Annotated in this window: 12 protein-coding genes; 6 read left to right on the top strand and 6 right to left on the bottom strand. The window is 67.2% G+C overall.

The features are described 5' to 3' along the window. Window positions 1–12 precede the first annotated feature (12 nt). Window positions 13–468, top strand: coding sequence for an acyl-CoA thioesterase (locus JO391_RS13020; protein ID WP_220660907.1), 456 nt, complete (start codon window positions 13–15; stop codon window positions 466–468). Here the strand turns inward: JO391_RS13020 and JO391_RS13025 are convergent. The 6 genes from JO391_RS13025 to JO391_RS13050 form a co-directional block, all read right to left on the bottom strand. Then, on the bottom strand, window positions 453–1253 hold the full coding sequence (locus JO391_RS13025; protein WP_259444696.1) for an ATP-binding cassette domain-containing protein: 801 nt from the start codon (window positions 1251–1253) through the stop codon (window positions 453–455). The genes JO391_RS13020 and JO391_RS13025 overlap by 16 nt on opposite strands. Next, the gene (locus tag JO391_RS13030) at window positions 1250–2113 is read right to left on the bottom strand and encodes an ABC transporter ATP-binding protein (protein ID WP_220660908.1); all 864 of its coding nucleotides are present in this window, start codon (window positions 2111–2113) and stop codon (window positions 1250–1252) included. The genes JO391_RS13025 and JO391_RS13030 overlap by 4 nt, the downstream gene beginning before the upstream one ends. Further along, the gene (locus JO391_RS13035; protein WP_259444697.1) at window positions 2110–2970 is read right to left on the bottom strand and encodes an ABC transporter permease; all 861 of its coding nucleotides are present in this window, start codon (window positions 2968–2970) and stop codon (window positions 2110–2112) included. Before JO391_RS13035 ends, JO391_RS13030 begins: the two co-directional genes overlap by 4 nt. Beyond that, entirely contained in the window at window positions 2963–3973 is a 1011-nt protein-coding gene (locus JO391_RS13040) for an ABC transporter permease (protein WP_220660909.1), read from the bottom strand. The genes JO391_RS13035 and JO391_RS13040 overlap by 8 nt, the downstream gene beginning before the upstream one ends. A gap of 104 nt (window positions 3974–4077) precedes the next feature. After that, complete coding sequence (locus JO391_RS13045) at window positions 4078–5601, bottom strand: ABC transporter substrate-binding protein (RefSeq protein WP_220660910.1); 1524 nt, start codon at window positions 5599–5601, stop codon at window positions 4078–4080. 33 nt (window positions 5602–5634) lie between these two features. Further along, window positions 5635–7203 carry a phytoene desaturase family protein gene (locus JO391_RS13050; RefSeq protein WP_220660911.1) on the bottom strand — a complete coding sequence of 523 codons (1569 nt, stop codon included), beginning with the start codon at window positions 7201–7203 and terminating at the stop codon, window positions 5635–5637. A 129-nt stretch (window positions 7204–7332) separates the two neighbouring features. Here JO391_RS13050 and JO391_RS13055 point away from each other — a divergent pair, with 129 nt between their 5' ends. Genes JO391_RS13055 through JO391_RS13075 form a run of 5 tightly spaced genes read left to right on the top strand, consistent with a single transcriptional unit; the run spans window position 7333 to window position 13821 of the window. Then, the gene (locus JO391_RS13055; protein WP_220660912.1) at window positions 7333–8115 is read left to right on the top strand and encodes a cyclase family protein; all 783 of its coding nucleotides are present in this window, start codon (window positions 7333–7335) and stop codon (window positions 8113–8115) included. 5 nt (window positions 8116–8120) lie between these two features. Continuing rightward, entirely contained in the window at window positions 8121–9677 is a 1557-nt protein-coding gene (locus tag JO391_RS13060; RefSeq protein ID WP_220660913.1) for a phytoene desaturase family protein, read from the top strand. Next, a complete protein-coding gene (locus JO391_RS13065) occupies window positions 9674–10144 on the top strand; it encodes a MarR family winged helix-turn-helix transcriptional regulator (RefSeq protein ID WP_220660914.1) in 471 nt (156 codons plus the stop codon). The genes JO391_RS13060 and JO391_RS13065 overlap by 4 nt, the downstream gene beginning before the upstream one ends. Window positions 10145–10147: 3 nt before the next feature. After that, window positions 10148–12289 (top strand): thiamine pyrophosphate-dependent enzyme, encoded by a 2142-nt coding sequence (locus JO391_RS13070; RefSeq protein ID WP_220660915.1) that lies wholly within the window; start codon window positions 10148–10150, stop codon window positions 12287–12289. After that, entirely contained in the window at window positions 12286–13821 is a 1536-nt protein-coding gene (locus tag JO391_RS13075) for an indolepyruvate oxidoreductase subunit beta family protein (protein WP_220660916.1), read from the top strand. Before JO391_RS13070 ends, JO391_RS13075 begins: the two co-directional genes overlap by 4 nt. Window positions 13822–13905: the final 84 nt, after the last annotated feature.

Here is a 13905-nt window from a genome sequence, read left to right on the forward strand (position 1 = left end):
CGGGAGGGGACATTGGCCGCAAGCTTCATCACGCACCGCATGCTCAACTTCGGCGATTGCGACATCTCGGGCACCGCCTATTACCCGGCCTACATGAACATCCTCAACGGCGTGGTCGAGGAGTTCTGGACCCACATCGGCTTTCCCTGGCACGAGATCATCTGGAAGGACCGCTGGGGCACCCCCACCGTCCACATCTCCTGCGATTTCTCGAAACCCTCGTTCTTCGGCGACCGCCTGCGGTTCGAGATCACGGTGCTCAAGGTCGGCCGTTCCTCTCTGCGGCTGCGTCACAACGTCTTCTGCGGCGAGGAGTTCCGGTTTTCCTCGGAACATGTCCTCGCCGCCAGTTGGCTGGACAGTCACACCTCGATGACTTGGCCCGACGAGGTGCGCGCGAAACTGGAAAGCTTCCTGCCCACGGCCGGCGGCAACGCCGACCACCGCCCGGTTCAGGCCCAGACCTGATCGGGGTCGGGCAGCGGGATCGCCTCCAGAAGCTCGCGCGTATAGGCGGCCTGCGGCGCGGCGAACAGCGCCGCCGTCTCGCGGTCCTCCACGACCAGCCCGTGGTGCAGCACCAGCACGCGCGAACACAGCCGCCGGATCACCGAAAGGTCATGGCTGATGAAAGCCAGCGTCAGCCCCAGCTCGCGCACCAGCCCCTCCAGAAGGTTCAGCACCTGCGCCTGGGACGACACGTCCAGCCCAGACACGATCTCGTCCGCCAGAATGAACTCGGGCTCCAGAGCGATCGCCCGCGCGATGCCCACCCTTTGCCGCTGCCCGCCCGACAATTCATGCGGGTACCGCCCGGCAAAGCCGCGCGGCAGGCCCACATGGTCCAGCGCGCGACCCACCCGCCCCGCCACATCGTCGAACCCGTGCAGCCGCATCGGTTCGGCGATGATCGTTCCCACCGTATGCCGCGGGTTCAAGGATGACATCGGGTCCTGAAAGATCATCTGGAACCGCCGCCGCAGCGGCCGCAACTCAGCCTCGGACAGATGCGTGATGTCCGTGCCCCCAAACCGGATCACGCCGGCCGAAGGCTCCAGAAGCCGTACCAGCGCGCGCCCCAGCGTGGACTTGCCGGACCCTGACCCGCCCACGATCCCCATCACCGCGCCCTTGGGGATGGTGAAGCTCATCCCCTTCAGGATCTCCAGCCGCGGCGCCGCCCCGAACAGCGGCTTCTTCGTCATGTCGGCCAGCGAAAGCCGCAGCTCCGCCACCTCGTACAGCGCGCTCATGCCACCCCCCGGTCCATTGCCGCCACCTCGGCCCGCACGGCGGCAATCACCGCCTCGGGCACCGGCGTCAGGCTTGCCGCGGGGTCGGTGTATTTCGGCGTCGCCGCCAGAAGCGCCCGCGAATAGGCATGGCCCGGCCCGCGGAAGAAGGACCGCACATCGGTATCTTCCACTACCATCCCGGCATAAAGCACGGTCAGGCTCTGGCAGACCTTCGACACCACCCCCAGATCATGGGTCACGAACAGAAGCGCCGTGCCGTGGCGTTCCTGCATCTCCTTGATCAGCTTCAGGATCTGCTTCTGCACCGTCACATCCAGTGCCGTGGTGGGTTCATCCGCGACAATCAGCTTCGGCTCCGCCGCAAAGGCCGAGGCGATCAGGATGCGCTGCCGCATCCCGCCCGAAAGTTCATGCGGATAGGCCCGCATCACCCGCTCGGGGTCGGGAATATGCACCTCCGCCAACAGTTCCCGCGCCCGCGCCTCGGCGCGCTTCCTCTCCCAGCCCAGGATATCCACCAGCCGGTCGGTGATCTGCGGCCCCACGCGATGGCTGGGGTTCAACGCCGTCAGCGGATCCTGCGGGATCAGCGCGCAGGTGGCCCCGATCCGCCGCCGCCGCTCCGCCGGGGCCAACCCCTGCAAATCCACCCCGTCCAGAAGGATCTCGCCCCCAGTCACGGCAACCGACCTTGGCAGGATCCCGAGGATTGCCTTGCCGATCATCGACTTGCCCGCGCCGCTTTCGCCCACCAGGCCCCGCACCTCGCCCGCGGCCACCGAAAGGGACACCCGGCGCAAGAGCCGCCCGCCGTCCTTCAGCCGCACCTCCAGATCGCGGATCGTCAGATAGCTCATCGCAGCACCGGGTCGAAACGGTCCTTCAGCCCCTCGCCCAGTTGGGAAAAGGACAGGACGGTCAGGAACAAAGCCACCAAAGGAAAGACCAGCACCCACCAGGCCTGGTGGATGGACGTCCGCCCCTCGGCGATCATCCCGCCCCAGGTCGGCGCATCGGTGGAAATCGACAGGTTCACGAAACTCAGGATCGCCTCCACGATCACGGCAATGCCCATCTCCAGCGTCAGAAGCACCACGATGGTGGGCGCCACATTGGGCAGTATCTCGCGAACCATGGTGCCAAGACGCCCCCGCCCGGCGACGCGGGCCGAAGCGACATAGTCCATCGCCCCCTGCCCCATCGCTTCTGCCCGCACCACCCGGGCAAAGCGCGTCCAGTCGATCAGCACGATGGCCAGGATGATCGAATGCAGCCCCGGCCCCAGCACGGCCACCAGCAGGATGGAAAACAAGACCGGCGGAAAGGCCATCCAGATGTCGATCAGGCGAGAGATCACGAGGTCCACCCAGCCCCGCAAAAACCCGGCCAGAAGGCCAAGCGTCGCGCCGACAAGGCAGGTCACCGTGCCGGCGATCAGCGCCACCATGAGCGCGATCCGCGCGCCATAGATGATGCGCGACAGCACGTCCCGGCCCAGCGAATCCGTCCCCAGCCAGAAGCCCGGCTCCGACCCCGCCTCCCAGAAGGGCGGCAGACGTCCCAGCATCAGGTCCTGCATCAAGGGATCCTGCGGCGCGATCAGGGGCGCAAACACCGCCACCAGCACCAGCAGGGTCAGCCAGCCGGCCGACAGCCACAGCCGCGCCCCCGCCCGGCGCTTTACCGCGCCCCGTCCATCGGTCAGGTCAGCCATGGCGCAGCCTCGGGTTCAGCACGGTGTACAGAAGGTCCACGATCAGGTTCACGCCCGTGAAGATCACCGCGAACAGGATCACGATGCCCTGGATCAGCGGCAGGTCGCGGTTGATCACCGCGTCGATGGCCAGGTTGCCCAGGCCCTCATAGGAAAACAGCCGCTCGATGATCACCGTGCCGCCGATGAGGAAGGTGAACTGCACCCCCACCAGCGTCAGCGTCGGCAAGATCGCATTCGGCAGCGCCTCGCGCAGGATCACATGGTTCTCGCCATAGCCCTTGGTGCGCGACAGCGTGACGTAATCCAGGTGCATGGTTTCCTTCAGGCTCTGCTTCAACAGCTGCGCGATCACCGCCGAAAGCGGGATCGCCAGCGCCAGGGCCGGCATGAACATGTGGCTCACGATGTCGGCCCACAGGTCGAAACGCAGCCGAGCCAGGCTTTCGAACAGGTAGAAATCAGTGGTGAACGGCAGTTGCAGCGACGGCGTCACCCGGCCCGAGATATGGAACACGGGCATCAGCACGCCAAAGGCCAGGATCAGGATCAGCCCCCACAGGAAATCTGGGATCGACAGCGCCATGCCATTGGCCACGTCGATGGCGCCCTCCACCTTCGTGCCGCGCGTCCGCGTGCCCATCAGCGCGAGCGTGCCGCCGATCGCGACCGCGATCACCAACGCCATGATCGACAGTTCCAGCGTCGCCGGCAGCCGCCCCAGCACCAGAGCCAGCACCGGCTGGCGCGTGGTGATCGAGGTACCGAAATCGCCATGCAGCACCCCGCCCGCCCAGATCAGGAACTGCTGGAAAATCGGTTTGTCCAGCCCGTAAAGGGCACTCAGCCGCGCGATGTCCTCATCGGTCGCGCCGGGCGGCAGCATCATGGCAATCGGATTGCCGGGAACGACGCGGATCACGACAAACACGATCACCGCCACGCCGATCAGCGTGACAGCCGTGGTCGCCAGCCGCAAAAGGAAGGTCCGGAAAAGGCGCATGTGCCCGTCTATCTCGAAGCGGGCCCGAGGCCTCTTCTTCCGTTCTCAAATATCCTGCGGGGGGTCCGGGGGGCGCAAAGCCCCCCGGCTTCTCCGCAAGGGCCTCAGCCCCGCTTCATCAGCGCCGGCAACAGCGCGCCCGAGGCGTGCGGCGTCACCACCACGCCCGGTGCAACCAGGATCGGCTGCACATATTGCAGCACCGGGATCACCAGCGCGTTGTCGGCGATGTACTTGTCCACCGCCTTCCAGCCCGCGATCCGCTTGGCCTCGTCCGGCTCGCCCCACAAGGGCCCGATCATGGCGATCAGCTCCTCGCCGTCCCAGACCGAATGCGGCGAAGGCCCGAACATGGCAAAGCCCGTCGAGGTCGTGGGATCGCCCACCGAATTGCCCCAGTTGTAGAAGGCCATCGGCGCCAGTTGGTCGGCCGCGCGCAGCTCGTAGTGCTTGGCGATCTCGTAGACCTCGATCTCGGCCTCGATCCCCACCTTGCGCCACATGCCGACGATGGCCTGGATCATCTCGTAATCCTTGGGCTTGAAGCCCTTGGTGGTCTGGATCGTGAACTTCACCGGATTGTCCACGCTGTAGCCGCTCGCCGCCAGCAGCTCCACCGCCTTGGCCGGGTCGTAAGGCACGGTGATCGAGGCATCGAAGGCCTCGTATTCCGGAGTCTCCAGCGTGTCGATCTTCACGCCATAGCCCGACAGAAGCCGGTCGATGATCAGCTGCTTGTCGATGGCCAGCGCCGCGGCCATGCGCACGTTCGGGTCCTTCATCGGATCCGTGTCGTTGATGAAGATCATCCCGATATCGGAAATCGGATGCGCCACGCCCGTCAGCGGCCCGCCCTTCAGCCGGTCGTATTCCTCGTAGGGCATCTCCAGCGTGACATGGCTGTTGCCCGATTCCACCTCGGCCACCCGCGCCGCCGCATCGGGCACGAACTTGATCGTCACCGTGTCGAACTCGGGCTTGCCGCCCCAGTAGCTCTCGTTCGCCTTCAGCCGCACAAAGGCGTTGCGCTCGAACTTCTCCACCTTGTAGGGCCCGGTGCCGATGGGTGCAGCCTCGAACCCTTCGGCCCCCACCTTCTCGTAATAGGCCTTCGGCAGAACGTAGCCGGTCAGGAAATACATCCACTTGAAGATCGTCGGGTCGAACTGCACCACATCGGCAATCACCCGGTTGCCCTCGACCCGGTGGTTCGCCAGCGTCCCCCAGACGAACTGGATCGGGCTGCCCGTCGCCGGGTCCGCCACGCGCGCCAGGTTCCAGGCCACATCCTCTGCGGTGAACGGGCTGCCGTCATGCCAGGTCACGCCCTCGCGCACGTCCATCCAGACCTGCGTGCGGTCGTCGTTCCAGCCCCAGGCCGTCAGCAGGCCCGGCGCCGGCTTCAGGTCGGGCAATTGCTGGATGTACTGGTCGAAGACCGACTGGTAGATGCCCTGGATCGTCGGGTTCACCGCGCTTGGCCCTGTCGTCGGGTCCCAGGACGGCAGCGTCACGTTATAGGCGATCACCAGTTCGTCGATCTCCTGCGCCAGGATGGGCAGGCCGGTCACGCCAAGCGCGGCCGTTGCGGCAGACAGCTTCATCAGGCTGCGGCGGTTGAGGTTCATGGTCGTTTCCCTGTTGGTTGGTCTTGTTGTCGTTCAGTCGCCGGCGAGTTTCCGCGCCAGAAGATAGCCCGGCCCCGCGCCGGTGCCGGCGCCGGGCCAGACCCCCGCGCCGGTGAGGAACAGCCCGGCGATGGGGGTCGTGCCATCGGCATGGCCCCGCGCCGGACGATACAGGAAATTCTGCGCCAGATGGTGGCTGCCGCAGATCTGGTCGCCCCCCACCAGGTTGGGGTTGTCCGCCTCCAGAGCCTCGGGCGTCACCACCTGCTGGCCGAGGATCCGTTCGCCGATGCCCGGCGCATGGGCCTCCAGGATCGCCAGCGCCCGGTCGGCGAAGGGTCGCGCCGCGGTGGCCCAGTCGGTCGCCCCGATCCGCCCCGCTGCATCGCCCGCAATCACGCCCGGCGCCATGCGCACCTGCACCCACAGCACATGATGCCCCTCCGGCGCGCGCGACGGGTCCACCACCGTGGGCTGGCCCACCACCAGGATCGGCTCGTCCGGCAGAAGCCCGGCCTTGGCCTGGGCATAGGTCCGCGCCATCTGGTCCAGCGAGGGCGCGATATGCACATAGGCAAACTGCTTCAGCGCCTCGCCCGCCTTCCAGTCCGGCAGCCGGTCCACCGCCAGGTGAATCATCATCGTCCCCGGCGCATGCTGAAACCGCGCCATCGCCCCGTCGAAGGCCGGCGTCGTGCCCCCGGTCAGCCGCGGCAGCGCCCCCGGCGCCACCCCGGCAATCACCGCACGCCGCGCCGTCACCACGCGGCCATCCGCCAGTTCGATCCCAGTCGCCTTGCCGCCCGAATGAATCACCCGCGCCACCGGCGCCCCGGTCTCCACCACGCCGCCACGCGCCCGGATCGCCGCCACCAGCGCGGTGATGATCGTGTCCGCCCCACCCTTGCCCAGCGCCATGCCGAAGGCCTGGCCCGCCATGCCCTCCAGATAGGGAAACAGCGCCCCGCCCGCGACATCGGGGGCAAAGTCCAGATGCATCCCCCAGGCGCCCAGCATGGCCCGGACGTGAGGATGCTCGAACGTCCCGTCCAGCCATTCGCGCGGCGAGGACAAGAGGAACTTCCCCAGGTCGCCCGACCCGGCCAGCCCCTTCGCCCGCCATGTTTTGAACATGAAAGATGTAATTGCACGTATTTTCATCGGGCTGCCCAAAAGCCCGAACAGATGCGGAGCCTCGGCGCCGAATCCGGCCATCAGCCGCGCCCAGGTCTCCGAATCAGCCGCCGAAAGCCGGGCGATGGCGTCGGCGGTTTCCGTGCCGACGGTGGACACGCCCACCCAGGACCCATCCGGAAAGGACGAGGCGAAGGGCCGCGCCGCCGGCACGAAGGCACAGCCATGCCCTGCCAATTCCGCCGCATAGGCCTTGTGGAACGCACTTCCGGCGAACAAGGACAGGTTCATCGCCGCCCAGTCATGCCGGAATCCGGGCAGGGTGTATTCGCCGGTCTTCACCGCACCGCCCGCCACCGGGTTGCGCTCGAACACGCCGACTTTCCAGCCCTTGGCCGACAGGTGCAGCGCAGCGGCCAGGGCATTGTGGCCCGCTCCGATCAGCACCGCATCAAAGGTTTCGCTCACGCCTCGGCTCCCCGGTTGCCGCAAGGATATTTGCAAATGCATTTAATTGTGTCTAGCATGATTCCATCAAGCGGCCGCAGCGCCGCCAGGGCCGGGCAAAGGCGCAGGCCGCAACACAGGGAGAGTTGGATGACCATTCTGAACGATCTGGCGAAGATGCTCGCCTCGGGCGGGATCGAGGTGGTGGATTGCACGGGCGTGCTTGGCCCGAACACCCCGCTTCTGAAACTGCCGCCGGATTTCGCGCGCGACACCCCGCCGGTGAAGATCCACCGTATCAGCGAGTACGACAAGGACGGCCCCTTCTGGGCCTGGAACTGGCTGGAACTTGGCGAACATTCCGGCACGCATTTCGACGCGCCCCATCACTGGATCACCGGCAAGGACTATCCGGACGGCTTCACCGACACGCTGAATGTCCAGCGTCTTGTCGCCCCGGTCAACGTGCTGGATTTCAGCGCCGAATGTGGCGCCGACCCCGATTTCCTGCTGACCATCGACCATGTGAAGGCGTGGGAAGCCAAGCATGGGCAGATCAACGCCGGCGAATGGGTGGTCCTGCGTTCGGACTGGGACAAGCGCGCCCATGACGAGAACCTGTTCCTGAACGCCAACGAGACCGGCCCGCACACGCCGGGGCCGACCGCCGAGGTTATCGAATACCTCATCTCCAAGGGCATCGTGGGCTGGGGCAGCCAGTGCATCGGCACCGATGCGGGCCAGGCCGGCGGCATGACCCCGCCCTATCCGGCGCACAACCTTCTGCACAAGAACAACTGCTTCGGCCTCGCCTCGCTCGCCAACCTCGACAAGCTGCCGCCCAAGGGCGCCATCCTGATCGCGGCGCCCCTGAAGATCGAACACGGCACCGGTTCGCCCATCCGCGCGCTGGCGCTGGTCGCGCGGGGCTAAGGCGGATGAAGCCAGATCACGTCATCATCGGCTCCGGCATCAACGCCCTTGTCGCCGCGGCCCTCCTGTCGCTCAAGGGCGACAAGGTGTTGGTGCTGGAGCGGTCCGATGTGCCCGGCGGGTGCCTCCGGACCGAGGAGATCACCCTCCCCGGCTTCCACCATGACGTGATGGCCGCAACCTTCGTACTGTTCATGACCGGCCCGGCGGGGGCCGCCCTTGGCCCCCACCTCGCCCGGCATGGTTTCGACTACTGCCACACGCCGCACCCGACCGCCGTGCTGCGCCCGGACGGGCAGGCGCTGGTGCTGACCACAGACCGCGCCGCCAATGTCGCCGCCTTCAACGCGCTCAGCCCCGGCGACGGCGATGCCCATGCCGCCGATGTCGGCGGCATCGAACGCGACGCGCCCTTCCTCTTCTCGCTGCTCGGGGGCCGGCTCTGGTCCTGGCCCACGGCGAAACTCTTGTTCTCGCAGGCCCGCAGTCGCGGGCTTCGGGGCCTGGCTGCCTGGTTCGGGCAGGCGCTCGTGCCCGCGCGCGGCTGGCTGGAAACCACCTACTCCCACCCCAATGTCCAGGCGCTTTTCGCGCCTTGGGTCCTGCATTGCGGCCTGACGCCCGAAAGCACCTATTCCGGCCAGATGGGCAAGGTCATCGCCTTCGCGCTGGAGGCCGCCGGCGCCCCCATCGCCAGAGGCGGTGCGGCGCAGGCAGTCAAGGCGTTCAAGGCGCTGATCGAGGAAAAGGGAGGCGCCATCCGTACCGTCGCCGAGGTGGACCGCATCCTTGTGTCGGGGGCCAAGGTCACTGGCGTTGCCCTCGCCTCGGGCGAGGAAATCGCCTGCCCCTCCGTCCTGGCCTCAGTCACCCCCGGCCAGTTGCAAGGCCGCCTCCTGCGGGACTCTGCCCCGCCGCAGGACAAGGCGGCGGCAAAGGCCTTCCGCCACGGCCGCGCCGATTTCCAGCTGCACTACGCGCTGGACCGCCCGCCCGAATGGCGCACGGCCGGCCTGGATAAGGTCGCCCTGATCCACCTCTCCGACGGCATCGACTCCGTCTCGAAATCCGCCAACGAAGCCGAGCGCGGCCTCCTGCCCGTCACCCCCACCATCTGCGTGGGCCAGCCCCACCGGCTGGACCCCTCGCGCTGCCCCGATGGCAAGGCCATTCTCTGGCTGCAAATCCCCGACGCCCCCCGCGTGCTGAAGGGCGACGCCGCCCGCAAGATCCCCACCACGGGGGAATGGGACGAAGCCACCCGCGAGGCCTTCGCCGACCGCATCGAAGCCATCCTCAAACGCCACATCAAGGACTTCGAAGCCATCAAGCTCGCCCGCCGCGCCATCTCGCCCGCCGATCTGGAGGCGATGAACATCAACCTCGTGGGCGGCGACCCCTATGGCGGGCTCTGCTCCATCGACCAGTTCTTCCTCTGGCGCCCCTCCGCCAGCCCCGCCACGCCCATCCGCGGCCTGCACCACATCGGCGCCTCAACCCACCCCGGACCCGGCCTCGGCGGCGGCTCGGGCTTCCTCGCGGCAAAGGTGCTTGGCGCATGACCGACCAAAGCCCGCCCCTCCCCCGCCTCGGCGAGATCGGCCTGTCGAACTACGCCCCATACCTCATGAACCGCATCATGGGCCGCTACAACGCGTCCCTGCGCGACGAGATGGCCCTCCTCGGCCTCACCACCCCCAAGATGCGCGCCCTCGCCGTCCTCTCGGTCGTCGAAGGCCCGCTCATCCGCGAGCTTGCCGTCTACGCCATCACCGACCCCTCCACCCTCTCCCGTGCGCTCGACCAGCTGGAACGCGACGGCCTCATCCGCCGCGAGGCCGACCCCGCCGACAGCCGCGCCACCCGCGTCCGCATCACCGAAGCCGGCCGCACCGCCTTCGATACGCTCTGGCCCCGCATGGCCGAAGCGAACGCCCGCATGTTCCGCGGCATCCCCGAGGACGAGCGCCGCGCCTTCGTGGCCACTCTCCAGAAGATGCTCACCAACATCCGCAAGCACGAGATCTGAGCCATGGCCGAACGCTCCTTCAAGGCGGAAGTCGAACACCTGCGCAAGGGCGACGGCGACACCTTCACCGGCGAGGGCATCCTCGCCCTCACCAAGGCGCTTCTGGAAAACGGCGTGGGCTATGTCGGCGGCTACCAGGGCGCGCCGATCAGCCACCTGATGGATGTCCTCGCCGATGCCGAAGACCTGATGTCCGAGCTTGGCATCCGCTTCGAGGCCAATGCCAACGAAGCCGCCGCCGCCGCCATGCTGGCGGCCTCCGTGCACTACCCGATCCGCGGCGCCGTCACCTTCAAGGGCTCGGTCGGCGTCAACGTCGCCTCCGACGCTTTGGCCAACCTCGCCTCTTCCGGCGTCACCGGCGGCGCGCTGGTCATCGTGGGCGAGGATTACGGCGAGGGTTCCTCCATCATGCAGGAACGCAGCCACGCCTTCGCGATGAAATCGCAGTTCTGGCTCCTCGACCCGCGCCCCAACCTGCCCGCCATCGTCAAGGCCGTGGGCGACGGGTTCGAACTGTCAGAGGCCACCAATACCCCCGTGATGCTCATGGTGCGCATCCGGTCCTGCCATGTCACCGGCAGCTTCCCCACGCGCACCAACCGCCGCCCCGCGCTCACCGTCCGCGACGCCCTCTCCAACCCAAGGTCCGACTTTGCCCGCGTCGTGCTGCCGCCGATGTCCTACCTGCACGAACAGGACAAGGTGAAGCACCGCTGGCCCGCCGCCGAACGCTTCATCCGCGACCGCGGCTTGAACGAACGCTTCGGGCCGGACAAGGCCCCGATCGGCATCGTCGTTCAGGGCGGCATGTACAACGGCGTCATCCGCGCCCTGCAACGCCTGGGCCTCGCCGACCTTTACGGCGAAACCCAGGTGCCGCTCTACGTCCTCAACGTCACCTACCCCCTCGTCTCCTCCGAGTTCCTGGAATTCTGCGAAGGCAAGGATCAGGTGATGGTGGTCGAGGAAGGCCAGCCCGAATTCATCGAACAGCAGCTTACGACCTTCCTCTACCGCGCCGGATCGACGGTAAAGCTGCGCGGCAAGGACATCCTGCCGATGGCCGGCGAATACACCGGCCAGGTCATGCTCGACAGCATCGCCGCCTTTCTGCGCCAGGCCGCGCCCGACATGCTGCCCGCCACCGTCCGCGCCCCGAATGACGACAAGCCCAAGGCGCCAGACCTCACCAAGGTCGTTCCCATCCGTCCGCCGGGCTTCTGCACCGGCTGCCCGGAACGCCCGATCTTCGCCGCGCTGAAACTCGTGCAAAAGGACTTGGGCAAGCACCAGATCACCGGCGACATCGGCTGCCACCTCTTCGGCTCGCTTCCCCCGTTCGAGGTCGGCGGCGCCACCATGGGCTATGGCCTCGGCCCAGCCGCCAATGCCGCCTTCGATGGCGGCGGCGAACGCCGGCCCATCAGCATCATCGGCGACGGCGGCTTCTGGCACAACGGACTGTCCTCCTCGATCACCAACATGGTGTTCAACAAATCCGATGGCCTCGTCGTCGTGGTGGACAACTATTATTCCGCCGCGACCGGCGGGCAGGACGTCATGTCCAGCCGTGCCACCAACGCAAGCAAGGACACCCAGCACCCGATCTCGCAGGCGGTCAAAGGCGTCGGCGTCAAATGGGTGCGCCAGATCGACCGCACCTATGACGTGCCCAAACTGCGCGACACCCTGCACGAGGCGCTGACCACCAAAGAACCGGGGCCGAAGATCATCGTCGCCTCCAGCGAATGCATGTTGAACCGCCAGCGCCGCGAAAAGCCCTTGCGCGCCCAGGCCATCAAGGCCGGCCGCCGTGTCGAGGCCCCGCGCTTCGGCGTGGACGAGGCCGTCTGCACCGGCGATCACGCCTGCATGCGCCTGTCGGGCTGCCCCTCGCTTGGCCTGAAACACACGGGCGATCCCCTCCGCGACGATCCGGTGGCGCATATCGACCAGACCTGCGTCGGCTGCGGCAACTGCGGCGAGGTCGCCGATGCCGCGGTGCTCTGCCCCTCCTTCTACCGCGCCGATGTCGTCCACAATCCCGGCAAGTTCGAAATCTGGTGGGCCGGCGTCACCGCCCGCTTCACCGGCTGGCTTGCCCGCCGCCGCGCCGCCAAGCGGCTGGAGTTCGCCGCATGACCAAGCACGAAGTCCTCGAACCGCGCCCCGGCGACGTCCGCCTGCAAAGCGTCATCAAGCTTGCCATCTATGCCGTGGGCGGCCAGGGCGGTGGCGTCCTGACCGGCTGGATCGAGGATCTGGCCCGCTCGCAAGGCTGGGCCGCACAGGCGACCAGCGTGGCGGGCGTCAGCCAGCGCACCGGCGCGACGATCTACTATATCGAAATGGCGCCCGGCGGCGGCCAGCCGGTGTTCTCGCTCATGCCCGCGGCCGGCGACGTGGATGTGATGATCGCCGCCGAATGGATGGAAGCTGGCCGCGCCATCATCCGCGGCTTCGTCACCCCCGACCGCACCACCCTCATCGCCTCGACGCACCGCAACCTCGCCGTCAGCGAAAAGATGGTGCCGGGCGACGGCATTGCCGATGGGCAAGCCGTGCGCGAGGCCGCCGTTCAGATGGCCAAACGCCTGATCTCGGCCGACTTCGAATCCGTCGCCGTGCGCTCCGGTTCGGTGATCTCGGCCACCCTCTTCGGTGCGCTCGCCGCCTCGGGCACCCTGCCCTTCCCGCGCTCCGCCTACGAAGACGCGATCCGTTCGGGCGGCAAGGGCGCGGAAGCCTCGCTCCGCGCCTTCGCGGCGGGGTATGAATCGGCGGAAAAGGGCGAAGCGCCCGCCGTCAAGCCCGCCCCGGTGCCACAGGCCAGAGGCGTGAAAGGCCCCGCAAGGCTCATGGCCGAATGGAACCGCCTCGCCGCCCGCGCCGAAACCCTGCCGGGCGAGGCGGGCGCGATGGCCTTGGCGGGCCTGAAGAAGGTCGTGGATTTCCAGGACCTCGCCTATGGCGCCGATTACCTCGACCGAGTGGAACGCATCCGCGACCGCGACCGCGCCCCCTTCGACCTCACGCGAGAGGCCGCGAAGTACATCGCCAACGCGATGACCTATGATGATGTGATCCGGGTCGCCGATCTGAAAACCCGCTCGTCCCGGCTGGACCGCATCCGGGGCGAGATGGGCGCCAAGGACGGCCAGCTCATGCAGCTGACCGAATTCATGCACCCCCGCGCCGAGGAAGTCGTTGGCCTCTTTCCCGCCGGTTGGGGGGCGAAGGTCGCTGGCAACCCCGACCGGATGGAAAGGCTTGACCGCTGGATCAACCGCGGCCGCCGCATCCGCACCGATTCCGCCACCGGCTTCACCCTGCTCTGGATCCTCGGTGGCCTGAAACCCTGGCGCCGCCGCACGCTCCGCCATGCCGAGGAAGTGGCGCATATGGAAGCCTGGCTTGCACGTGCCATGGGTCAGGTGGACCGCGATTATGCGCTGGCCGTGGAAATCCTGCGCTGCCGCCGGCTGGTAAAGGGCTATTCCGACACCCACGCCCGCGGCCTGTCCAAGTTCGACCGGGTGATGGAAGCCATTGCGCTGGTGCAGGGACGCGAAGACGCCGCCGACTGGGCCCGCCGCCTGCGCGAAGCCGCCCTGAAGGACGAGGAAGGCAAGGCCCTGGACGGCGCGATCCAGACGATCCACAGCTTCCTGTGAACCGGCTCAGGCGCGGACAAACCTTAAGTCCAAGTTAATCCGCGCCCGTAACCATCTGATATCATTGAATCGAAGAAGGCGTCC

Origin of the sequence: Neotabrizicola shimadae, assembly GCF_019623905.1 — a bacterium.
GTDB lineage: Bacteria > Pseudomonadota > Alphaproteobacteria > Rhodobacterales > Rhodobacteraceae > Neotabrizicola > Neotabrizicola shimadae.